The 20,331-nt window shown below is 60.2% G+C and carries 19 protein-coding genes and 1 riboswitch; of the genes, 13 read left to right on the top strand and 6 right to left on the bottom strand.

Features of this window, described 5'->3' with window-relative positions:
- Positions 1–30: 30 nt before the first annotated feature.
- Positions 31–1,206 (bottom strand): acetate/propionate family kinase, encoded by a 1,176-nt coding sequence (locus EV281_RS24585; protein WP_132656891.1) that lies wholly within the window; start codon positions 1,204–1,206, stop codon positions 31–33.
- 218 nt (positions 1,207–1,424) lie between these two features.
- On the opposite strand from EV281_RS24585, the gene EV281_RS24580 reads away from it, so the two are divergent.
- Complete coding sequence (locus EV281_RS24580; protein ID WP_132656890.1) at positions 1,425–3,020, top strand: inorganic phosphate transporter; 1,596 nt, start codon at positions 1,425–1,427, stop codon at positions 3,018–3,020.
- 6 nt (positions 3,021–3,026) lie between these two features.
- Here EV281_RS24580 and EV281_RS24575 read toward each other — a convergent pair whose 3' ends face one another.
- The gene (locus EV281_RS24575) at positions 3,027–4,598 is read right to left on the bottom strand and encodes an EAL domain-containing protein (RefSeq protein ID WP_132656889.1); all 1,572 of its coding nucleotides are present in this window, start codon (positions 4,596–4,598) and stop codon (positions 3,027–3,029) included.
- Between the two features lie 375 nt (positions 4,599–4,973).
- Between EV281_RS24575 and EV281_RS24570 the strand changes: the two genes are divergently transcribed.
- Entirely contained in the window at positions 4,974–5,327 is a 354-nt protein-coding gene (locus EV281_RS24570) for a hypothetical protein (protein WP_132656888.1), read from the top strand.
- A gap of 301 nt (positions 5,328–5,628) precedes the next feature.
- Here the strand turns inward: EV281_RS24570 and EV281_RS24565 are convergent, their stop codons facing one another.
- Positions 5,629–6,174 (bottom strand): histidine phosphatase family protein, encoded by a 546-nt coding sequence (locus EV281_RS24565; RefSeq protein ID WP_132656887.1) that lies wholly within the window; start codon positions 6,172–6,174, stop codon positions 5,629–5,631.
- A gap of 105 nt (positions 6,175–6,279) precedes the next feature.
- A riboswitch (cobalamin riboswitch) is annotated at positions 6,280–6,354 on the top strand.
- A gap of 50 nt (positions 6,355–6,404) precedes the next feature.
- Between EV281_RS24565 and EV281_RS24560 the strand changes: the two genes are divergently transcribed.
- The 3 genes from EV281_RS24560 to EV281_RS24550 all read left to right on the top strand — a co-directional run bounded on the left by EV281_RS24560 (position 6,405) and on the right by EV281_RS24550 (position 8,139).
- Entirely contained in the window at positions 6,405–6,614 is a 210-nt protein-coding gene (locus tag EV281_RS24560; protein WP_132656886.1) for a CbtB domain-containing protein, read from the top strand.
- A 111-nt stretch (positions 6,615–6,725) separates the two neighbouring features.
- Positions 6,726–7,460, top strand: coding sequence for a CbtA family protein (locus tag EV281_RS24555; protein WP_132656885.1), 735 nt, complete (start codon positions 6,726–6,728; stop codon positions 7,458–7,460).
- A gap of 85 nt (positions 7,461–7,545) precedes the next feature.
- Positions 7,546–8,139, top strand: a complete 594-nt coding sequence (locus EV281_RS24550) for a hypothetical protein (RefSeq protein ID WP_132656884.1) — start codon at positions 7,546–7,548, stop codon at positions 8,137–8,139.
- Here the strand turns inward: EV281_RS24550 and EV281_RS24545 are convergent.
- Positions 8,136–8,798 carry a sulfite oxidase-like oxidoreductase gene (locus EV281_RS24545; RefSeq protein WP_132656883.1) on the bottom strand — a complete coding sequence of 221 codons (663 nt, stop codon included), beginning with the start codon at positions 8,796–8,798 and terminating at the stop codon, positions 8,136–8,138. The two genes, EV281_RS24550 and EV281_RS24545, sit on opposite strands and share 4 nt — an antisense overlap.
- 251 nt (positions 8,799–9,049) lie before the next feature.
- On the opposite strand from EV281_RS24545, the gene EV281_RS24540 reads away from it, so the two are divergent.
- The 8 genes from EV281_RS24540 (at position 9,050) to EV281_RS24505 (ending at position 17,618) form a co-directional block, all read left to right on the top strand.
- The gene (locus EV281_RS24540; protein ID WP_245508353.1) at positions 9,050–10,783 is read left to right on the top strand and encodes a sensor histidine kinase; all 1,734 of its coding nucleotides are present in this window, start codon (positions 9,050–9,052) and stop codon (positions 10,781–10,783) included.
- Entirely contained in the window at positions 10,780–12,135 is a 1,356-nt protein-coding gene (locus EV281_RS24535) for a sigma-54 dependent transcriptional regulator (protein WP_132656882.1), read from the top strand. Before EV281_RS24540 ends, EV281_RS24535 begins: the two co-directional genes overlap by 4 nt.
- 120 nt (positions 12,136–12,255) lie before the next feature.
- Positions 12,256–12,579: a metalloregulator ArsR/SmtB family transcription factor gene (locus EV281_RS24530; RefSeq protein WP_132656881.1), complete on the top strand. Its 324-nt coding sequence runs from the start codon at positions 12,256–12,258 to the stop codon at positions 12,577–12,579.
- Between the two features lie 56 nt (positions 12,580–12,635).
- Positions 12,636–13,082 carry an SRPBCC family protein gene (locus EV281_RS24525; protein WP_132656880.1) on the top strand — a complete coding sequence of 149 codons (447 nt, stop codon included), beginning with the start codon at positions 12,636–12,638 and terminating at the stop codon, positions 13,080–13,082.
- A gap of 204 nt (positions 13,083–13,286) precedes the next feature.
- Positions 13,287–14,270: a tripartite tricarboxylate transporter substrate-binding protein gene (locus tag EV281_RS24520; protein ID WP_132656879.1), complete on the top strand. Its 984-nt coding sequence runs from the start codon at positions 13,287–13,289 to the stop codon at positions 14,268–14,270.
- A gap of 102 nt (positions 14,271–14,372) precedes the next feature.
- Entirely contained in the window at positions 14,373–14,834 is a 462-nt protein-coding gene (locus tag EV281_RS24515; RefSeq protein WP_132656878.1) for a tripartite tricarboxylate transporter TctB family protein, read from the top strand.
- A gap of 9 nt (positions 14,835–14,843) precedes the next feature.
- On the top strand, positions 14,844–16,349 hold the full coding sequence (locus EV281_RS24510) for a tripartite tricarboxylate transporter permease (RefSeq protein WP_132656877.1): 1,506 nt from the start codon (positions 14,844–14,846) through the stop codon (positions 16,347–16,349).
- Between the two features lie 93 nt (positions 16,350–16,442).
- The gene (locus EV281_RS24505) at positions 16,443–17,618 is read left to right on the top strand and encodes a M20 aminoacylase family protein (protein ID WP_132656876.1); all 1,176 of its coding nucleotides are present in this window, start codon (positions 16,443–16,445) and stop codon (positions 17,616–17,618) included.
- A gap of 6 nt (positions 17,619–17,624) precedes the next feature.
- Here the strand turns inward: EV281_RS24505 and EV281_RS24500 are convergent, their stop codons facing one another.
- Positions 17,625–19,412 carry an adenine deaminase gene (locus EV281_RS24500; protein ID WP_132656875.1) on the bottom strand — a complete coding sequence of 596 codons (1,788 nt, stop codon included), beginning with the start codon at positions 19,410–19,412 and terminating at the stop codon, positions 17,625–17,627.
- Entirely contained in the window at positions 19,409–20,329 is a 921-nt protein-coding gene (locus EV281_RS24495; protein ID WP_132656874.1) for a nucleoside hydrolase, read from the bottom strand. Before EV281_RS24495 ends, EV281_RS24500 begins: the two co-directional genes overlap by 4 nt.
- Between the last annotated feature and the right edge of the window lie 2 nt (positions 20,330–20,331).

The following is a 20,331-nucleotide window of genomic DNA, read 5'->3' as shown; positions in this document are numbered from 1 at the left end:
ATTGCGCCGGCAGGGACTTGATCTGGATCATCAGGAGCGAAGCTTAGAAAGTGCCTCCTGCGCGATCATCTGCTCCTCGTCGGTAGCAATGACATGCGCCGTTACGCGGCTTGCGGGCGTCGTAATCGCGAAGCCGTTGGCGGCATTCGCCTTTTCGTCGACCGCAAGGCCGAGCCAGCCCAGATGCTGGAGAACGGACGCGCGGATTTGCGGCTGGTGCTCGCCGATGCCGGCCGTAAAGATGATGGCATCGAGCCCGCCGAGCGTCACCGACATGCGGCCGATCTCGCCCGCAATGCGCAGTGTGAAGAGGTCGAGCGCCTCGCGGGCTTCCGGGCTGTTATCATCGAGTAGATCGCGGGTATCGGCGTTGATACCGGAAACGCCGAGCAGACCGGAGCGATGGTAGAGCATGTCTTCCACCTGTTCAGCGGATTGCTTCTTTTCCTGCAGCAGATGCAGGATGACGCCGGGGTCAAGCCAACCAGGCCGAGTGGCCATGGGTATGCCGTCGAGCGTCGAAAAACCCATGCTGCAATCACGGCTGACACCTTTTTCCAGAGCGCAGAGGCTGGCGCCGCTGCCGAGATGAGCGGCAACGATCTTCGGTTTGTTCGGGAGCCTGCTGCCAACTTCGCCGGCGATGAATTTGTAAGAGAGGCCGTGAAAACCGTAGCGCTTGATACCCGCGTCGTGGAGCGCGCGCGGGATGGCGAAGCGGCGCACCAGATCGGTCTGCGTGGCATGAAAGGCGGTATCGAAGGAGGCCGTCTGGACAAGATGAGGCTTCAGATGCTTCAACGCCCGGATGAAACGAAGGGCCTGCGGCTGGTGAAGCGGTGCCAGCGGCGTGAGTGCATCGATCGCCTCGATTGCGGCGTCATCGAGAGCTGTTGCTTCGGTAAAGCGGTCGCCGCCGTGAACGACGCGGTGACCGGCAGCGCGCATGGTGCTGATATCGAAATGCTCGGAAAGGAGCTCAAACGTCTCGTCGATGATCGCGTGCAGGTCATCAGTAAGCTTGGCTTTCAGCGGTGTATCGAAAGCTTGCGGACCTTCCATCAGCTTGAAAGCGAGAGGTTCGGCGCGGAAATCGATCACGCCCTTGCCGATGCGCCGCACTTTTCCATCCTCAATGGCAAAGATGCCGATCTTCACCGTTGAAGAGCCTGCGTTGAAGGTCAGGAGAAGATCGGTCGATGGCATGTTGTTTGATGCTCCCGGCAAGCGTGACGATGAACGAACTTAGCGTCATCGGGCTGTGTGGGAAGTCTCCGCCGTACGATGAGCAATTTTTAGTTGCCGATTTCGGTCCATGACGTCGTGAGGCAAGGGATGAAAGGCGAATGGCTGCGTCACGAGAGTTTCACGCTAGGGATTTATTAACAAATGGCAAATTTGCAAATGGAACAAGGAACTATGCCATGGCCGATATTGCCCCAAGCCATAGCGACGTTTCCCATCCGCTGCACCATTCGAACTCCGTCGGCAAATGGTTTCTGCCGGTGTTCGGGCTCATGTTGGTCTGCGGTCTTGGATATGTTGCCTATGCTCTCGCCCGTGATCTGACTGCCGCAGTTGCCGTTCCCTGGATACTTCTCGGCCTCGCGCTGCTGATTGCGCTCGGCTTCGAGTTCGTCAACGGTTTCCACGATACGGCCAATGCCGTGGCAACCGTCATCTACACCCGGTCCATGCCTGCAGAATTTGCCGTCATCTGGTCGGGCTTCTTCAACTTCCTCGGCGTTTTGACGTCCAGCGGTGCCGTCGCCTTTGGCATCCTGGCCTTGCTGCCGGTCGAACTGATCCTGCAGGTCGGTTCCGGTTCGGGCCTTGCCATGGTCTTTGCTCTGTTGATCGCGGCGATCATCTGGAACCTCGGCACTTGGTATCTCGGTCTGCCGTCATCGAGCTCTCACACCCTGGTTGGCTCGATCATCGGCGTGGGCCTTGCCAACCAGTTCCTGGCGCCGGCCGGCACGGCCACCAGCGGCGTAGACTGGTCGCAGGCGGCCAGCGTCGGTCTGTCGCTCTTGATCTCGCCGATCATCGGCTTCGGCCTTTCTGCGATCCTGCTCGTGGTCCTGAAATTCCTCGTGCGCAAGCCCGAGCTCTACCAGGAGCCAAAGGGCAACCAGGCGCCGCCGCTGTGGATCCGCGCCATCCTGATCTTTACCTGCACGGGCGTCAGCTTCGCCCATGGTTCGAATGACGGCCAGAAGGGCATGGGTCTGATCATGCTCATTCTGATCGGTCTTGTGCCTACCGCTTTCGCGCTGAACCGCACACCCGACGTCAATTACCTTGAAGCCTATAAAATGGCGTCCGCACAGGTGGAAACGGCGCTCGGCAAATATGTGAAGCCGGGTATTACCGTCACCGACTACAAGGCTGAGGTCGGTAATGCCGTCAAAAACAAGGCTTGGACGGATGCGACCACGCCGGCACTGCAGCAATATATCCATCAGACGAGCGCTGAAGTTGCTGCTTTCCCGACACTGGAAGCCGTTCCGACCAATCTCGTCGGCAACATCCGCAACGACATCTACCTGATCGGTGAGGCGCTGAAGCTCATCGACAAGCAGAAGCTGCTGCCGATGGATGCCGGTGATCTGAAGGCCGTCACCGCTTATCATGCCTCGGTCGACAACGCGACAAAGTTCATTCCGCTGTGGGTGAAGGTCGCCGTGGCGTTGGCCCTCGGTCTCGGTACCATGGTCGGCTGGAAGCGTATCGTCGTCACCGTCGGCGAGAAGATTGGCAAGACGCATCTGACCTATGGTCAGGGTGCTGCTGCGGAAGTCGTCGCCATGGTGACGATCGCCTCCGCCGACCATCTCGGCCTGCCGGTCTCGACCACGCACGTACTGTCGTCCGGCGTGGCGGGCACGATGGCGGCAAACGGTTCGGGCCTGCAATGGTCCACCGTGCGCAACATGCTGATGGCATGGGTGCTGACGCTTCCGGCTTCGATCGCGATCGCCTTCCTGCTCTTCGTGATCCTGCGTCAGGTCTTCTGAAGTCGCTCAGGCCGTGGAGGCCAGACCAACATTCTGATTGCTGATGAAGATGCCCGCTTCGGTTGCGGGCATCGCCTTTCCGAAGAGATAGCCCTGGCCGATGTCGCAACCGAGCTGAAGCAGAGTGGCGAGTTGGGAGTGTTCCTCGACACCTTCTGCGGTCGTCTTGATGTTGAGACTTTTTCCGAGGGCAAGCATGGCGCGGACGATCTTTTCCTGCTTCTCATCTTCCCGGCAGGTGGCGATGAAGCTCTTGTCGATCTTGATCTTGTCGAAACGGTAGCGGGCGAGCTGTGCGAGGCTCGAATAGCCCGTGCCGAAATCATCGAGCGCGATCTGCACGCCCGCCTCATGCAACTCATCGAGAATATGGGCGGCGATTGCCGGGTCCTGGATCAGCGCGTTTTCGGTGATTTCCACTTCCAGCCGTCTGGCAGGCAGCCGACTTGCCGCAAGTACCTTGAAAATGCGGGAGGCAAGCAGCTTGTCCTCCATCTGCACAGGCGACACGTTGAATGAAAGCCTGACGTGATCAGGCCAGGCGAGGGCGTCGTTGCAGGCCTGGGTGAGGAGATTTTCGAACAGTTCGGTGATCATGCCGGTTTCTTCGGCGATGCCGATGAAGACTGGAGGCGGAATATTCATGCCGTCTTCGTCAGTCCATCGGGCCAGCGCCTCGAAGCCGCAGAGCCTGCCGCTCCTCAGATCGATCAGCGGCTGGTAGTGGGTCTTGATCGCCTTGGCCTGAATGGCGCTGCGCAGCTTGGTCTCCAGCGAGGCGCGTTCCGCTACCTTGCCCTGCATGGACGGCTCGAAGATCAGTTGGTGATTGGGGCCGCGCGATTTCGCCTCGTACATGGCAAGGTCGGCGCGGTGGGCAGCATCCTCCAGCGGCTCTGCACCTTCGTTCCAGCGGTCGTAGCCAACGCTGGCGCCGACCTCGACGGCAAAGCCATCGATCGGGATGGGGCGGGTGACCGCGTGGATGAGCATTTTGGCGAACCACTCCTCGCGTGCTGCGGTGAGGCCAAGGGCGATGACGATGAATTCATCGCCGCCGAAACGATAGACGCAGTCGGCATTACCCAGCGCGCAGATGCGCTTGGCCACTTCGACAAGCAGAACGTCGCCGCCTTTGTGACCAACGAGATCGTTGACCTTCTTGAAACCGTCGAGATCGACGGAGAAGATAGTGACGTTGTTCCTGGCCTCGTCGGGAATATCGCCTTCCTTGTCGGCAAGCTTGGGCAGGATCTTGCGTTCGAAGGCGTAGCGATTTGGAAGCTTGGTCAGGTGGTCGTGGGTGGCAATCCAGTCGGCGCGCGTCTGGGCGGCATCGCGAAGCTGCATCTCCTTGCGAAGATCTGCAATGCGCAACACCGAGTAGATGAAACTCATCGCGCCGGCGATGCCGAGGGCGAGCACAAACTTATCGGCACCGTAATTCTCAAAGCTGTTCATGAAAATGACGAGCCAGCTATCGACATCAAGCAGGGCGCCTGAAATCCATAGCGCCGCACCAAGCGCCATGATCATCAGACATTGCCTTCCCGCCCTCGTCCTGAAGAACTTCGGCATCAGTGTCTCCATCTCCACCCGCGGCGGAACTATCATGAAAGTCTGAAGTGTTTATTGAAACCTGAAGGCGAATTGTTGGGGAATGTGCCATGTGCTTGAGAATTCATCGAAACAAGCACGTGCATTTGGGTTGCACAGCCTCTGACATGTTGCAAGAAACGCCGAATGTTACCGGCAATTTGAACCTCTAGTCGCCTGATGCTTTATGCCTCAATCCAGGGCGGATCGCGGGGATCGAAGTGCGGAAGGATTACGCCCTCTGATCATGCGTCTCTACGGGTGGAGTTGAAGGTTGATAGCATCCGCTCGCCCTGAGCGGAACCAATGTGCTGCTCAAGTCGTTTTCCGGAACCATCCAGGAGAGAGGACGATCTCATGCAACTTGTCGGCACCCAGGTTATTCCCGCCTACGGCGGCAAAGGTGGTTTTACGGTCGAGTTCGTGGGCGACGGCGGCGAAGTCGTCTCCGTGCAGATCAGGAGCGATCGCGGACAGCAATTGAATCGGCTGAATGCAGTGGAAAAGGCGCGGGAGGTTATGAGCCGCTTCGCCACGGCGCCAATCCGCGAGGGCGATAACGAGCGGCCATCTGCGTTAAGGAATGCCCGTTCACGGGGTGACGAGGAGGCGATGGAAGAACAATTGGACGAAGGACTTGAAGGTACTTTTCCCGCCAGCGATCCGGTATCGATCACCAACACCGCAATACCCAGGGGCAGCAAACACTGACCTGGCCTTTCATGGCCGTTGTGGGTGAAGGGAGAAAGGCGAGCGGCTATGGCACGCTCGCCTTTGACGTATTCTGACAGTTCAGGCGACGTTGATCAGCAATGGCAGGCTGATCGCTACGCCGATGAGAACGGCGACGATAGTTGCGATACGCACGATGCGAATGCGCCGCGTGCGCTCCCCACTCCAGTCATAGGTCATTTTTCGTCTCCTCGGGGAAGGACGTAGAGCCCGGAATTCCGGGTTCAGTATGGATGACCGTGTTTGCTTGTGTAAGGCTGGACTAATTTACGAGGATTATTCAGAAACGTAGCGACCAGCGGCGGCCGTCGTGCGTCATGCGCGCCGCGCCGAGAGGTTGGACATCGATGGTCCAGAACGCGGCGGGCGGCGCTTTTAGCACATTCAGGACCGCGGCGCGGATGACGGCTGCATGCGTAACCGCAACAACATGCCCGCCGAGCGGCATTTCCTCGTTCATCCAGCCTGCAATGCGTTTGCCAAGCTGTTGCAGGCTCTCGCCCTCATGTGGCGCAGCATCGGGATCGGACATCCAGAGCGCAACGTTTTCGGGCTCTTCGGAGTGAAGGCTGGTCAGCGGCTTTCCCGCCCAGCGACCGTAATTGCAATCCCTGAGAGAGGGAGCAAGGATCGCGTCAAAGCCCAGCATTTCGGCCGTCTGTCGGGCTCGCAGCGCCGGGCTGACGAATACCCTATCCGCTCGTCCTGGTATCGGCAACGCTGTCTCGCTCAGCGCCTTTTCCTCCAGCGGCTCATCTGCCGGGAAGGAAGCGGTCCGATTGGCGGACGTGGCGCCGTGGCAGATCCATGTAAGGCGAGTGGTCACGTTTCGCGGCGCCCTCCTGAGATAGGGCGGGATGGCTCCGCCCGCATATGAAGTTTCGTTGACAGTGTCTTTGGCGTGCAGATATAACCGTGACGTTGCGGGTTTGGAAGCCGGTGAAACTCCGGCGCGGTCGCGCCACTGTGACCAGCGTGTCGAAATTCTTCGCGTTGGAAGTCAGACCCTACTGCACGCAAGATTTTCGACTGAACGCGTCATTCCAGGAGGAATACATGTCTGATACCACTTTTGCACCCGCCGCAGCACCTGCAGTTATCCCACTCGGCGAGATTCTGCCTTGGGCGATCTTCGGTGGCCTGCTGATGCTCATCACCATCTATTTCGTCGGTACGGAAGAAGGCGCGATGGCGCTCTTCAACGGCATGTATGTGCACGAATTCGTGCATGACGCCCGCCACCTTCTCGGCTTCCCCTGCCACTAAAGCGCGGCGCGCTCTTTTAGATCCGCTCGATACGCTTTAGGTTTTTGTTTTGCATGTCGTCATCGCAAAACTGAACTCTTTTGCGAGACATGCTTCAGGGGAGTGTTTCACATGGTTGGAAATCTTCTGCTTCGCGGCATGATCGCGGGCGCGATTGCCGGTATCCTGGTTTTTGCTTTTGCGCGGTTCTTCGGCGAGCCGCTCGTCGATGCGGCCATCACCTTCGAAGAGGCCGCGGCTCGAGCTGCCGGCGAGGCCGCAGAACCCGAAATCGTCAGCCGCGCCACCCAGGCGGGGCCTGGGCTCTTTATCGGAGTGATGGCCTATAGCGTTGCTATCGGCGGGCTGTTTGCTCTGGTCTTTGCCTTCGTGCACGGCCGCTTCAGCAATCTTTCGGCACGCGGCACTTCGGCCGTCATTGCCGCCGCCGCTTTCGTCGCCTTCGTCATCATCCCAGCAATCAAATATCCGGCCAATCCGCCGGCGGTCGGCAATTCGGATACGATCGGTGCGCGCACAGAGCTGTTCTTCCTGATGATCGTCGTCTCGATTGCTTCGCTGATCGCGGCCATTGCGATTGCGCGCAGGTTGGCGGCAAGCTACGGCGTCTGGAATGCGGCGATCATTGCAGGCGTCCTCTTCGTCGGCTTTATCGGTCTGGTGGAATATCTGCTGCCGTCGATCAACGAAGTGCCGGAGAATTTCCCTGCCATGGTGCTATGGCGCTTCCGCGCGACCACGCTAGGCATGCATATGATCCTCTGGTTGGTTCTCGGCCTGGCTTTCGGGGCGATGGCGGAGAAGCGGCTCGGCGCGAAGAGCGGGCCGCGCCCGGCCTTTCGATAAGTAGCGGAAAGGGGGCTTGCGGCTCCCTCCTTCCTTACGAGGATTATCGTTCTGCGGTTCGCTGCGTCTGGACTTTGGACGTCTCATGAAAAACGGATTCCCTCTCCTTTGTTTCGGCCTTGCGCTGCTGATCGCGGCCGGCGCATCCGCGCATGGAGGCGGGAGCCAAGGCAGCCATGCCGGGTTGCCGGTGCCCGAAATATCTCACGGGGAAATGGCTGTGATTGCCGACTATCGCGGCCATATCATGGATCTCGCCGCAAGCGCGGTCGATACAAATGAGCCTTTCCGGCGCGTGCTGAACTATGCTGAAATCCAGTATTCCTACTGTCTCTGGGGCCGGGTGCCGGGCAGCGTGACGGATGAGGAAAGCCCCTTCAATGAATGCGCCCATGCCTATCTCGCCGCGACCAAGGCCGTACTGCTCGCTATGCGCGACATGCCGCAGGAGGCTGCTGCCGCGGGTGAAATCGCCTCTGCGGTCGATGTCGACATGGTCAGACGCGGGCTTTCGCTGGTGACGTGCCGGTTCAGCGGCGAGGGGTTCAACACCGGCGATGTGGTTCGGCCGCGCTGGAGCGAAATTCCGCTGCATCCGGCGAGCATGGCTTGGTTCACCGGATTTGCAGCGCTGCTCGCTCTCGGCTTCTTTGGCGCTAAGCGACTTCTCAGGGTTTAGTCTTCAGAATAGCGCTGCTCGCGCCATGGATCGCCATACATGTGGTAGCCGTTCTTTTCCCAGAAACCTGCCTTGTCTGCCGACAGCAGATCGATGCGGCGCAGCCATTTGGCGCTTTTCCAAAAATAGAGATGCGGCACGACGAGGCGCATCGGCCCGCCGTGCTCGGGGCTGAGGGGCAAGCCCTCCCATGATGTGGCGAGAATGGCATCTTCGGCGGCAAAATCCGAGAGCGGCAGGTTGGTCGTGTAACCGTCATAGCTGGTCAGCATGACGTAGCTGGCTTCGGCTTTCGGCATGGCAAGATCGAGCAGGTCGCGGGTCGAGACACCCTTCCATTTGTTGTCGTAGCGCGACCACGTGGTCACACAATGGATATCGCTGACGAAGGTGCTTTGCTCTAGCGCCTGGAAGGCTGCCCAATCGAGGTCCAGCGTCGTCTCGACGAGGCCTCGAACCTCCAGTCGCCAGCTCTCGATGGAAATGACCGGCTGCTGGCCGAGATCGAGGACCGGCCAGTTCTTGACCAGATGCTGACCCGGCGGCAGGCGCTCTGTTTCCGGGCGGCTGATGCGGCCGGTCAGGAACTTTCCTTCTGCCGCCCAGCGGCGCTTAGATGTCGTGAGCTTGCTATCTTCTGGGATCCGGTCTTCGCTCATGGCGGTCTCCTTGCAGTGCAGCAATCAGACATCTGCATCTGACAGGTGTCAAGTTTTGGCGCCTCTTGGAAATCCCGACCGCGCTCATTACACTTGGAGCCGTCGGGTTATGCCTCCACGGGGAGCGGAGGCGGAAAGGGAGGAGCGAGACACTGTCTTCGCGCTATCGTGTCATTGCGGCACTTTGCGTCGCACCCTTGCTTGTTTTCGCTTTCTTTTATTACGGGAGCGCGGTTGCTACACGCGCCTATATGGGCGAAGCTTCGGCGCAAGCGGGCACGGCGTTGAGACTTGCCGTCGCGGCGCTGAGCGGCCATCTCAGCCGTTATGAAGCCCTGCCGGCGTTGATTGCCGATCACGACGATATCAAGCAGCTGGTGAGCCGACCAGATGACCAGTCCCTTCGTAAGGGTGCCAATCTCTACCTCAAGGAAATCAACGGGCTGCTGAAATCGTCAGATATTTATGTCGTTCAGCCGGATGGCGAGACGATCGCCGCCAGCAACTACGACAGTCCCGGCAGTTTTATCGGCGAAAACTTCAGCTACCGTCCGTATTTCCAGGAGGCGATTGGGGGGCATCAGGCTCGTTTCTATGCGCTCGGCACCACATCGTTGAAGCGCGGCTATTATTTCTCTTCGCCAATCTCGGTCGATGGGGAAATCCGGGGCGTCATCGTCTTCAAAGTGGATATCGATGTTATTGAATCCTCCTGGAGCGGTGGTGAGTATCGCATCTTCGTCTCCGACCCCGAGGGCATCATCTTCATGTCCGATAGTCCCGACTGGCTCTACGGGGCGATCCTGCCTTTGAGTGCGGATCGCGTGGCGCGCACCGAGGCATCGCGGCGTTATGCCAATGCGAAGCTCGTCGAACTACCGGTCATCCGCCATCGGTTCGAGGATCATGATCTGATGACCCTCGCCAGCGGTCTCGGGCAAAACGAATATCTCGTCCTCTCGCACTATATGCCTGCCGAAGACTGGACGGTAAACGTGTTGATGGACACGAGCTCCATCCGCACGCAGGCCCGAACTGCCCTGGTCGTCGTCTTCCTCATTCTCTGCATTGCTGCGCTGACATTTGCCATTCTTCGGCAGCGGCGAATGCGGCTCGCCGAGCGATTGCAGTTGCAGGCCGAGGCGCAGAACGAGCTGGAGCGGCGAGTCGATGAGCGCACAGCCGACCTTGCCCGCGTCAACAGCCGTATCGAGGAGGAGATCGCCGAGCGGCGGCTCGCCGAACAGCAGCTTCGGCAGACGCAGGCGGATCTTATCCAGGCGGGCAAGCTTGCCGGTCTCGGGCAGATGTCGGCAGCACTCTCGCATGAATTCAACCAGCCGCTTGCCGCCGCCAAAACTTATACGGACAGTGCAGCCGTTCTGCTCGAACGAGGTCGTACGGAAGAAGCGCAGGACAATATCCAGCGCATCGGCGGGTTGATCGACCGCATGGCCTCCATTAGCAGGCACCTGCGCAATTTCGCCCGTAAGCCGAATGAGAAGCTCGGTCCCGTGCCGCTCGAGCAGGCGATCCGCGACACCCTGGAGATCATCGCCTGGCGCCTGAAGGCGGCCGATGCCGATCTCTGGCTGCATCTCGGAGCGCGGCCGCCGGTGGTCAAGGCCGGCTCCGTGCGTTTGCAGCAGGTGCTGGTCAACGTGATTTCGAATGCGGCCGACGCTGTTGAGGGACTGGAGGATCGGCGCATCGAGGTTTCGGCATCCGAAGAGGCTGGCAGGGTGATCCTGACCGTACGCGATCACGGGCCGGGCGTGCCGGCGGCGATTGCCGAGCGTATTTTCGACCCGTTCTTCACTACCAAGGGCGTCGGCAAGGGGCTGGGGCTCGGTCTCTCCATCTCCTACAACATCATCAAGGATTTTGGCGGCAGCCTGACCGTCTCCAACCATCAGGAGGGCGGGGCGGTATTCCGTATCGAGCTTTCGGCCGCGGCGGGCATGATGCCGGAGGCGGCCGAATGAACGAACAGAAGATATTGCTCGTCGACGATGAAGAGGAGTTGCGGCGTTCGACGGCGCAGGCGCTGGAGCTTTCCGGCTTTAGTGTCGAGACCTTTTCCAACGCCGATCATGTGTTGGAATTGATCGGCTATAGTTTTCCTGGTGTCGTCGTCACCGATATCCGCATGCCGGGTATGGATGGCATGACGCTGATGCAGAAGATCCGCGAACTCGATACTGAGGTCCCGGTCATTCTCGTCACCGGCCACGGCGATGTGCAGCTGGCCGTCAAGGCGATGCGCGAGGGCGCCTATGACTTTATCGAAAAGCCGTTCACGCCGCAGATGCTCGCCGGCGTCATCCGCCGCGCCATGGAGCGACGCAGTCTCGTGCTGGAGAACCGGTTGCTGAAGGCCGTCGCCGGCAAGCGTGACGATATCGAGGCACGGCTGCCAGGCCGCACGCAGATTATGGTCGACCTGCGCTATCGTATTCGCGCGATCGGAGCGAGCGACGCTGATACACTTATCGTGGGCGATACAGGTGTGGGTAAGGAAGTGGTGGCGCGTGCGCTGCATGATATAAGCGCACGGGCAAATCGGCCCTTCATTGCCATCAATTGCGCGGCACTCCCGGCGAACCTCATCGAGAGCGAGCTTTTCGGGCATGAGGCCGGCGCTTTTCCGGGTGCAGTCCGGCCGCGCTACGGCAAGTTTGAACATGGGCGGGGTGGGACCATTCTGCTCGACGAGATTGGTTCCATGCCGGTTGACCTGCAAGCGAAATTCTTGCGCGTGCTGCAAGAGAGGATGATTTCGCGGCTGGGTTCGAACGAGATCGTTCCACTTGATGTGCGCTTTATCGCGACCAGCAAGGTCGATCTGGAGGCGGAAGTCGCCGCGAGCCGCTTCCGCGCCGATCTCTTTTACCGCTTGAATGTTGCAACCATTCACGTGCCGTCGCTTTCTCAGCGCCGGGCCGATATTCCTTTGCTCTTCCTGCAGCTCGTGCGGGAGGCGGCAGCGCGCTACGGCAAGGACGAGATGCTCGTGCCGCCGGATGTGGTTTCCGACATTGCGCAGCGGGACTGGCCGGGTAATGTTCGTGAATTGCGCAATGCCGCCGATCGCTTCGTGCTCGGCCTCGATGGCGGCAGCAGGCAGGCCGAGGCTGCGGGGCTTGCCGAGCGCGTGGCCGAATTCGAGCGCGGCGTGATTGCCAGCGCGCTCGTTGCTCATGGCGGCAGCCTGAAGCCGGTTTATGAATCCCTTGGCATTTCGCGCAAGACGCTTTACGAGAAGATGCAGAAATACGGTCTCGACAAGAAGCTGCTGGCGAATGAGATGGCCGGCGAGATGCGCCGCGAGCCCTGATCCCCTACCCAATTTTCGATGTGATCGCCTGTTTTCAGGCCGACTTGATTCATGCCTTGACAGGCAGCCATTTGGTTGCATATAAAATAACAACAGGCAACCAAATGGTTCCGTATTGATATGGATGAAGACGCGGTTTTTCGGGCTCTGGCGGACGGTAGCCGGAGACGTCTGCTGGATCGCCTGCATGCGCGCAATGGTCAGACGCTCGGCGAATTGTGTGAAGGGCTGGAGATGACGCGTCAGGCGGTGACGAAACATCTCGGCATTCTCGAGGAAGCAAACCTCGTTTCCACGCGCCGGCAGGGACGCGAGAAACTGCATTACATCAATCCGGTTCCGATCAACGAGATCGTAGACCGGTGGATCAGCAAATTCGAGCGCCGTGCATTAGAGGCGCTCTCCGATCTCAAGAAGAGCCTCGAAGGCAGCGGCGGCGAATGAATCGTCCGGTCTGCCGGCGAGGGTGTGACCAAGCCTTGACCAAAAGGAGCATCATCATGGCTGGCAGCGCATTCAATTACGTCACCTATATCCGCACCACACCGGAGCAGCTCTGGTCGGCACTCACGACATCGGAATTCATGAAGAAATTCTGGCTTGGCGTGCAGTTCGAGACTGATTGGAAAGTCGGTTCCCCTTGGCAGATGCGTTATTCCGATGGAACCGTCACCGATACCGGCGAAATCCTCGAATTCGATCCGCCCAAAAGGCTGGTCCTGAAGTGGCGTAATGAGTTCAAGCCAGAGCTCAAGGCTGAAGGGTTTTCCCAGTGCGTGATGGAGCTCGAACCGGTCGGCGAGGCGGTCAAGCTGACGCTGACGCATTCGATTCCGGTCGAAGGTTCCAAATTCATTGGTGCAGTCTCCGGCGGATGGCCGCAAATTCTGTCCAACCTCAAATCGCTCCTGGAAACGGGCGAGGTCGTTCTGCCGCCGAACCGGTGACGCAAGGGCGATGGGTGGATTTCCACCCATCGCTTTAACCATTTGTTTCCAAATCAACCCATGCTGCGGCGCACTGTCGCAAAATCATCATTCCTCTCTTCGTGCCGAGATTGCGGCTGCAAGTCCTTGGCCTGCAAATGGAGTATCCAAGCCGGTGCGGAGGATGCACCGGCGAATGACCCATTTTCATCAGGGAGGAAAACGATGAAAATCCTGAAGGCAATGCTCGGCGTGACCGCCGCTGCTGCCATTTCGCTTCTCGCCTACACCGCTTCGGCCCAGACCTATCCCGAGCGCACCATCACCATGGTCGTGCCCTTCGCCGCCGGCGGCCCGACTGATACCGTCGCGCGCCTCGTCGCCGAATCCATGTCGAAGGATCTAGGCCAGCAGATCGTCGTTGAAAATGTTGGCGGAGCAGGCGGCACGCTCGGCGCCGGTCGCGTCGCAAGCTCCGATCCGGACGGCTACACGATCCTGCTGCATCATATCGGCATGGCGACCAGCGCCACGCTTTACCGCAAGCTTGCCTATGACACGTTGAATGCCTTCGAATATGTCGGACTCGTCACCGATGTTCCGATGACGATCGTCGCCCGCAAGGATTTCGAGCCGGCCGATCTCAAGGGGCTGGTTGAGTATGTGAAGGCCAACAAAGACAAGGTCACCGTTGCCAATGCGGGTATCGGTGCGGCATCCCATCTTTGCGGCATGATGTTCATGAGCGCCATTCAGACGCCACTGACAACCGTTCCCTACAAGGGCACCGGCCCCGCCATGACCGACCTTCTCGGCGGTCAGGTCGATATCATGTGCGACCAGACGACCAATACGACGAAGCAGATCCAGGGCGGCACGATCAAGGCCTATGCCGTTACCTCGCCGGCCCGCCTCGATGTGCTCAAGGATATTCCGACCGCCGTCGAAGCCGGCCTGCCCGGCTTCGAAGTGGGTATCTGGCACGGCATCTACACGCCGAAAGGCACGCCTGCCGAAATCAACGAGCGCTTGTCGAAGTCGCTGCAGATCGCGCTGAAGGATCCGAACGTCGCAGCCCGCTTTGCCGAACTCGGAACGGCTCCCTCATCCGAAGCCGATGCGACGCCGGCCGCACTGAAGGCGAAGCTCGAGAGCGAAATCGCTCGCTGGAAGCCCGTCATCGAAGCTGCCGGCGAATACGCAGACTGAGTCCGACTGCGACATCAGCACCCTCCTCCCGGTCGGCAGGAGGGTGTTTGCGCAGTCCCCGATATCAGCCGCGACGCTTTATCTCCAACTCCAGGAGACGTTATGAAATCCCTCAGTTTCGACACAACTAATATCATCTGCGGCGCCTTGCTCGCCGCAACGGGTGCCTTCTTTGCCTATCAGTCGCTGGACCTCGAAATCGGCACGGCGCTGCGCATGGGGCCTGGTTATTTCCCGCTCGTCCTGTCGGGCATCCTCGTTCTGCTTGGTCTCATTATTCTCGTTCAGGCCGTGCGGGTCCAGGGCGAGCCGATCGAGCCGTTCGCCTGGCGCGGCATGCTCTTCATTCTTCCGGCGCCGATCTTCTTCGGGCTGACTGTGCGCGGGCTCGGCTTTGCGCCTGCAATCTTCCTGACCGCCTTCATCGCCTGCTTTGCGTCTACCCGCATGACCGTGCTGATGGCGCTTGGCCTTTCGCTGGTGCTGGCGGTCTTTTCGGTGGCGGTCTTCAGCTATGGGCTCGGGCTGCCATTTGAACGTTTCGGCCCCTGGGTGCGGTTCTAGGAGGCTGCGATGGAACTTTTCAGTAATCTCGCTCTTGGTTTCTACACGGCGGCAAGCCCGGAAAACCTACTTTTCTGCCTGATCGGCGTGCTGCTCGGCACGCTAATCGGCGTATTGCCCGGCATTGGCGCAACGGCAACGATCGCCATGCTGCTGCCGATCACCTTCCAGCTTGAGCCAGTTTCCTCGCTCATTATGCTCGCCGGCATCTATTATGGCGCGCAGTATGGCGGCTCGACAACGGCGATCCTTATCAACATGCCGGGCGAATCCTCTTCGGCCGTTACCGCGATCGATGGCTACCAGATGGCGCGAAAGGGCAGGGCGGGCGCGGCTCTTGCGATCGCCGCGCTCGGCTCTTTCTTCGCCGGCACAGTCTCAACCTTCCTGGTGGCGATCTTCGCGCCGCCGCTCACAGCAATCGCGTTGCAATTCGGTTCAGCCGAATATTTCTCGCTGATGATCGTCGGTCTCGTGTCTTCGATCGCGCTTGCACATGGCTCGGTCGTCAAGGCACTGGCAATGGTGGCGCTTGGGCTGCTGCTCGGCCTTGTGGGGACGGATATCTATACCGGCACGCCGCGCTTTACCCTCGGCATCCGTGAATACGCCGATGGGCTGAATTTCGTGGCGCTTGCCGTCGGCGTCTTCGGCATTGCAGAAATCCTGCGCAATCTGGAAGGCGAGAAGACCCGAACGGTATTGATGGCGAAGGTCTCGGGCCTGTTGCCGTCGAAGGAAGAGTTCAAGGAGATGATTGCGCCGGTCATTCGTGGAACGGTCATCGGCTCAGCGCTCGGCATCTTGCCGGGCGGCGGGGCAATCCTCGCATCCTTTGCATCCTATACGGTGGAAAAGCGCGCTTCCAAGAAGCCGGAGGAGTTTGGACATGGCGCGGTCGCCGGCGTCGCCGGGCCGGAATCGGCCAATAACGCCGGTGCGCAGACCTCGTTCATTCCGCTTCTGACGCTCGGTATTCCGGCAAACCCGGTCATGGCGCTGATGGTCGGCGCGATGATCATCCAGGGCATCGTGCCAGGGCCGAACGTGGCGACGGAACAGCCTGCACTCTTCTGGGGCATCATCGCTTCCATGTGGATCGGCAATCTGATGCTCGTCATTCTCAACCTGCCGCTGATCGGTCTGTGGGTGAAGCTGCTGACAGTGCCGTACTACGTGCTTTTCCCTATCATCATGGCCTTCTGTTCGATCGGGGTCTACAGCGTCAATTCCAACGTCTACGACCTTTACGCCGTCGCCTTCTTCGGCCTCATCGGCTACCTGCTCGCCAAGCTTCGCTGCGAGCCGGCGCCGTTGCTGCTTGGCTTCGTGCTGGGCCCGCTGCTCGAAGAGAACCTGCGACGCGCCATGATCCTGTCCCGGGGTGATGCGACGACTTTCATCACACGGCCGATCAGCGCCACCCTGCTGGCGATTGCCGTTGCTGTGCTGATTGTCGTCTTCCTGCCGAGCGTCAAGCGCAAGCGCGAAGAGGTCTTTGTCGAAGAGGCGTAGAGGCTTGCGCTTACGGCTTGTTTGTTGAAAAAAGAACAATCTGATGCGGGCGCCGTCGGGCGCCCGTTTTCGTCTTACAGGATATCCAGGCTCATGAGCATTCCCGCCCGGATCAGCAACGATCTGCCCTTTCTAACCTCCCTCCGTCGCGACCTACATGCCCACCCCGAACTAGGCTTCGAGGAAGAGCGCACCAGCGCGATCGTCGCGAAGCTTCTCGAAGAAGCAGGCATCAAAGTGCATCGCGGTCTCGGCGGCACCGGTGTGGTCGGCACGCTTCAGATCGGTAACGGCACGCGTGCGATAGGACTGAGGGCAGACATGGATGCGCTCGCCATGCCGGAGACGGCGGAGCGACCCTACAAGTCGACGGTGCCAGGCAAGATGCATGCCTGTGGTCATGATGGGCACACAACGATGCTGCTCGGAGCGGCTCGCTATCTGGCGGAGACGCGGGGCTTTTCCGGCACAGTGCATTTCATATTCCAGCCGGCCGAAGAAGGCCGCGGCGGTGCAAGGCGCATGGTGGAAGAGGGACTGTTCAAGCAATTTCCCTGCGATGCCGTTTTTGGGTTGCACAATATGCCGGGGCTTGCCGTGGATGAGATCGCAGTCGTCGAGGGGCCGCAGCTTGCATCCTCGGATAGTTGGCGGATCACATTCCGGGGTGTCGGCACGCATGGGGCAAAGCCCCATCTCGGTCGTGATCCGATCACCGCTGCCGGCATTTTCCTGTCGTCGCTGCAGACGATCGTCGGGCGCGTCGTCGATCCCCTTCAGCCGGCTGTCGTCAGCGCCTGTTCAATACAGGCGGGCAATCCAAAGGCATTGAACGTGATCCCCGATATCGTCGAAATCGGTGGAACGGCGCGCGCATATTCGCTCGAGGTTCGCGATCAGCTTGAGGTGGAAATCGGCCGGCTTGCGCAGGGCACCGCCGCCATGTTCGGTATTTCGGTCGACTATGAATTCGAGCGTCGCATTCCGCCCGTCGTCAACAATGCGGATGCGACGTCGCGCGCTTTAGGCGCCGCACAGGCCGTTTTCGGGGAAAGGGTGCGCACGAGCTTTCCGCCGTCGACCGCAGGCGACGATTTCGCCTTCTTCGGGCAGAACGTTCCCGGCTGTTACGTCTGGCTGGGCAATGGTCCGGCCGTTGATGGCGCGTTGCATCACAATACTGCCTATGACTTCAATGACGAGGCACTGGGGTATGGCGCAGCCTATTGGGTGGCGCTGGTGGAGCGGGAGCTGAAGACTGAGACGTAAGCCGCCTCAAAAGGTCTCCAGGATGGGGCTTTCGAGAACCGTGCCGGTGAGGACGTCAGCAATACCGCGATCGGTCTGATGCGGGCCGGTGTTGCAGGCAAGCGTAGCGCCGAAGCAGGCCTTGAAGACCAGATAGGGCGGCTTCCAGTCGACGATAGTTTCCATCGCCTTGCGGATTGCGGCGAAGCCTTCAGCGGTTTCCTGCAGGGTGGCATCGGTTACAAGGCCGGAGAGTGGCAGGGGCAGCAGGGCTTCGATCCGGCCGTCCTTTGTCACCGCCATGCCGCCGCCGGCTTGGATGACGGCATTGGCGGCAAGCGCCATGTCGCCTGCATTTCCGCCGAACACGGTGAGGTTGTGGCTGTCATGCGAGACGGTGGTGCAGAAGGCGCCGCGCCACTCGCCCCAGCCAGTCAGAAAGCCGATCCGCGGTTTGCCATCTGCGAGCCCGTGACGGTGGACGACTGATATCATGGCGCTGCCGGCCGGCGGCACGATGAAACCGCCGCGGACATCGGCCTCGGCTTCGCCCCATTGAGTGAAGCGCGGGCGATCGATTGTCGCAAGACGCACCTTCGTACCGTCGGCGGGAATACGAAAATCGTCCTCGACGAAAGGCGTGAGCTTGACCGAATGCGTGAGCGGGCCGGCATCGAACGTCTCGATTGCCTCCGTCACCGCGCCGTCTTTTGCGACGAGGCGGCCGTTGACGACAACGGCGCGTGCCTTGAACTCGTGCATATCCTCGAACAGCACCAGATCGGCGCGCCGGCCGGGGGCGATGAGGCCTAGATCGGAGCGCTTCAGGCGCTGCGCGGCATTGAAGGTTGCCGCACGGAGCGCCCATTCCGGGCGCATGCCGTAGCGCACGAGGCGGCGCACCACATCGTCGAGGCCGCCGTTCTCGTAGAGTTCATCCGGGAAAACGTCGTCGGTGCAGAGGGTCACGGATGGCGGTAGGTGGCCGATACCGTTCAATGCATCGACAAATTCCTTCAGCAAATGATCGTGTGAGCCACGCAGCTCAATCGTCATGCCGGCCGCGAGTTTCTGCAGCAGGTCAGCGCCAGAGGTCAGTTCATGGTCGGAGGTGATGCCGGCGGCCATGAAGGCATTGAGGTCGACGCCTTCCAGCCCGCGGGCATGACCGCAGACGAGTTTGCCGGAGGTCAGGCCCGCATTGACGATCGCTGTCATGCGGGGGTCGGCATCGATGACGCCGCGCATGTTCATCACCTCGGCGACGCCGCCGATCGCGGGTGAGCGCAGCAATTCCGCAATGATATTGGCATCGAAATCCGCTCCCGCCAGCTCAAGCCGGGGGGCGGAGGGAACGCAGGAGGGAGCAAACAGGATCATGCGCAGCGGCAGACAACGCGAGGCTTCGATTGCCCAACGTACGCCGTCGAGGCCATGGACATTGCCAAATTCATGCGGGTCCCAGACGATCGTCGTCACGCCGCGCGGCAACACGGCCTTAGCATATTCAGCTGGCGTGACCATCGAGCTTTCGACATGCATATGCGTATCGATGAGGCCAGGAGAGATGATGCTGCCAGTCGCATCGATCACCTTGTCGGCGTCGCTGCGACTTGCCGGCGCGTGCACACTGGCGATCAGTGCGCCGACGAGACCGATATCGGCTTCACGGACGAGGCCGGTGACGGCATCGAGGATGCGGCCGCCGGTCACAAGCACGTCAAAGGGGCCAACGCCACGGGCCGCGGCGACGGCACGGGCACGTAAGGCCGGTTCATTGATGTCGGCAGGTTCCTGGCGCGGAGTGGCGGTCATTTGCGGGCCTCGTTAACCAGGGCGGCGAGAATGATGACACGTGCCATATCGGCATCGATGTCGGCGGCGAACTGTGCATTGAAGGTTGCATGCGTGGCGCGGGTTTCAACGACCGTGCGCCCACGCGTATGCTGTCCCTGCAACTCCACATCGATGCGGGCAGGGCGAAAGCTTACCACTTGGGGAGCCACGAAGGCGACAGCGGCCGAAGGGTCGTAGAGCGCCATAGCCGGGCGGCCACGGCTGGTGCCGATGCGGATATAGCCAGCGAACATATCAGCGAGAAGTTCGGCATTGGCGCCACCCGCAGCGCGAACCGGGTCGGCATCCTCAGGCTTTGCGAGAACCTTGCGGCAGAGATCGAGATCGACCATGCGCAGCGGCAGCTTATGGGCGATCACAATTGCCAGGGCTTCCGGATCGGCAAGCGCGTTAAACTCGGCGGAAGCGGTGTGATTGCCCGAAGTGACGCCGCCGCCCATCCAGACGAGCTCGGTGATGCGGGCTGCAAGATCGGGTCGGGCAAGCGTCAATGCCGCGATATTCGTCAGCGGACCAAGCGCCAGGACGCGATGGGGGCCCTCCAGTTCCAGCCAACGGGAGAGGGCAAGGAAGGCATCGCTATCAGGCTGGATGGGCGCCGGTGGCAGATGTTTGCCCGTCGTCGGAATACCGCTTTCGCCGAGGATTGCCTGCGCGGTTTCAAGCTTGCCGAGGACGGGCATATCACGGCCGATATGAACAGGAAATTTCCAGCCGAAGGCCTTGGCGGCTCCCGCGGCATTGGCGCGGACTTGCGGCAGTGGCGCATTGCCGAAGACCAGTGAGACGCCATCGATGTCGTGTTCGGCGTTCGTCACCACCATGATGGCGGCGATGTCGTCGAAACCCATGTCCGTGTCGATCCAGACGCCCATGA

Origin of the sequence: Rhizobium sp. BK418, from assembly GCF_004341105.1 — a bacterium.
GTDB lineage: Bacteria > Pseudomonadota > Alphaproteobacteria > Rhizobiales > Rhizobiaceae > Rhizobium.
This window is presented reverse-complemented; position numbering and strand designations above follow the sequence as displayed.

Excerpts from the sequence above, each read along its gene's own strand:
- EV281_RS24585 (WP_132656891.1), bottom strand. The coding sequence starts at position 1,206 with ATGCCATCGACCGATCTTCTCCTGACCTTCAACGCAGGCTCTTCAACG.
- EV281_RS24580 (WP_132656890.1), top strand. The coding sequence starts at position 1,425 with ATGGCCGATATTGCCCCAAGCCATAGCGACGTTTCCCATCCGCTGCAC.
- EV281_RS24575 (WP_132656889.1), bottom strand. The coding sequence starts at position 4,598 with ATGCCGAAGTTCTTCAGGACGAGGGCGGGAAGGCAATGTCTGATGATC.
- EV281_RS24570 (WP_132656888.1), top strand. The coding sequence starts at position 4,974 with ATGCAACTTGTCGGCACCCAGGTTATTCCCGCCTACGGCGGCAAAGGT.
- EV281_RS24560 (WP_132656886.1), top strand. The coding sequence starts at position 6,405 with ATGTCTGATACCACTTTTGCACCCGCCGCAGCACCTGCAGTTATCCCA.
- EV281_RS24555 (WP_132656885.1), top strand. The coding sequence starts at position 6,726 with ATGGTTGGAAATCTTCTGCTTCGCGGCATGATCGCGGGCGCGATTGCC.
- EV281_RS24550 (WP_132656884.1), top strand. The coding sequence starts at position 7,546 with ATGAAAAACGGATTCCCTCTCCTTTGTTTCGGCCTTGCGCTGCTGATC.
- EV281_RS24545 (WP_132656883.1), bottom strand. The coding sequence starts at position 8,798 with ATGAGCGAAGACCGGATCCCAGAAGATAGCAAGCTCACGACATCTAAG.
- EV281_RS24540 (WP_245508353.1), top strand. The coding sequence starts at position 9,050 with ATGGGCGAAGCTTCGGCGCAAGCGGGCACGGCGTTGAGACTTGCCGTC.
- EV281_RS24535 (WP_132656882.1), top strand. The coding sequence starts at position 10,780 with ATGAACGAACAGAAGATATTGCTCGTCGACGATGAAGAGGAGTTGCGG.
- EV281_RS24530 (WP_132656881.1), top strand. The coding sequence starts at position 12,256 with ATGGATGAAGACGCGGTTTTTCGGGCTCTGGCGGACGGTAGCCGGAGA.
- EV281_RS24525 (WP_132656880.1), top strand. The coding sequence starts at position 12,636 with ATGGCTGGCAGCGCATTCAATTACGTCACCTATATCCGCACCACACCG.
- EV281_RS24520 (WP_132656879.1), top strand. The coding sequence starts at position 13,287 with ATGAAAATCCTGAAGGCAATGCTCGGCGTGACCGCCGCTGCTGCCATT.
- EV281_RS24515 (WP_132656878.1), top strand. The coding sequence starts at position 14,373 with ATGAAATCCCTCAGTTTCGACACAACTAATATCATCTGCGGCGCCTTG.
- EV281_RS24510 (WP_132656877.1), top strand. The coding sequence starts at position 14,844 with ATGGAACTTTTCAGTAATCTCGCTCTTGGTTTCTACACGGCGGCAAGC.
- EV281_RS24505 (WP_132656876.1), top strand. The coding sequence starts at position 16,443 with ATGAGCATTCCCGCCCGGATCAGCAACGATCTGCCCTTTCTAACCTCC.
- EV281_RS24500 (WP_132656875.1), bottom strand. The coding sequence starts at position 19,412 with ATGACCGCCACTCCGCGCCAGGAACCTGCCGACATCAATGAACCGGCC.
- EV281_RS24495 (WP_132656874.1), bottom strand. The coding sequence starts at position 20,329 with ATGGGCGTCTGGATCGACACGGACATGGGTTTCGACGACATCGCCGCC.